Source organism: Mesorhizobium sp. M7A.F.Ca.AU.002.02.1.1, from assembly GCF_003998535.1.
In the GTDB taxonomy this organism is placed as follows: Bacteria; Pseudomonadota; Alphaproteobacteria; order Rhizobiales; family Rhizobiaceae; genus Mesorhizobium; species Mesorhizobium ciceri.
The window spans coordinates 1-609 of record NZ_RZPB01001417.1 but is presented as its reverse complement, the minus strand read 5'-3'; the positions used below and the strand labels follow the sequence as shown (position 1 = coordinate 609).

The 609-nt window shown below is 62.7% G+C and carries 1 protein-coding gene; it reads right to left on the bottom strand.

Annotation, left to right across the window (positions count from 1 at the left end; all coding sequences use genetic code 11):
- A partial coding sequence (locus EN879_RS38100) for a hypothetical protein (RefSeq protein WP_206521116.1) occupies positions 1–534 on the bottom strand: 534 nt, incomplete at its 3' end.
- Between the last annotated feature and the right edge of the window lie 75 nt (positions 535–609).

Genomic DNA, 609 nt, shown 5'->3' with positions numbered 1-609 from the left:
GGGGGGAACCGAGAAATCACCGCCTGCGCTTGAATTCGAACCGCCGGGGCCGGCCGAGATGGAACCGTCGGCGCCGAAGGCGACATCGACATGGCTGGCTTCCAGCGCCGCCAGCAAGGCAACGCGCGGCACCTCGACGTCGCCGATGATGAAGGTCGGCACGTTCAGGGCGCCGTCCTTGATCACGATCACCGAGCCGTCGGCCTGTTCGAGTACAAGGTTTTGGCCGTCGACCTTGATGTTGTCGATGGAGGCGTTGGCAGGAAGCCTTACCACGTGGCTGGCGTCGGCTACATATTCGTGCGGCGCAGCTGCCGGCAGCGTCTTCGCTTCCGCGGGGGCTTCCGGCTTGACGGGCGCTCCGCCGCCGACATCGACCGGCACCGGTTCGGACGCTGCCGGTGCGGCCTGCTGCGTCGAATTTGCCTGTGCGACCCGGATCTCCGCCGGCGATGCCTGATCGCCGTGTTCACTGGACGCGGAATGCTCGTTCAAGGAACCCGAAAAGCTGTCCAACTCGATATTGTTCGTCATGGCTGAAACCCCTCCGATATTTACCGGATAGAGACAGCGGCCATTTCTACTTTGCAACTGCCCCCTAATCTATTT